A 250-nucleotide genomic window follows, 5' to 3' on the forward strand; every position below is an offset into this window, starting at 1 on the left:
TAAATGTTGACTGTGAATACCTGCTTTTTTCAATAGACTAATCAATTGTTCTTGTTCTTCTCGCGAGAGGCCTGAGAAGGCACGCGCAATCCGCAGAGAATGAATCGGGTAAATCTTATCAAGATAACTGCGCCCTTTATCTGTTAAATGGGCATAAACCGACCGTTTATCCTTTGGGTCCTGCTCTCTTTCAATAAAACCATTTCGTTCTAATTTGTCAATTACGTACGTCACATTCCCGCTGACAAGC

Annotated in this window: 1 protein-coding gene; it reads right to left on the reverse strand. The window is 41.6% G+C overall.

The window, feature by feature from the left end; translation table 11 throughout:
* A partial coding sequence (locus tag SB658_RS26080) for a MarR family winged helix-turn-helix transcriptional regulator (protein ID WP_410603382.1) occupies window positions 1–250 on the reverse strand: 250 nt, incomplete at both ends.

Source organism: Bacillus sp. SIMBA_008 (assembly GCF_046535495.1).
Classification (GTDB): Bacteria; Bacillota; Bacilli; order Bacillales; family Bacillaceae; genus Bacillus; species Bacillus subtilis.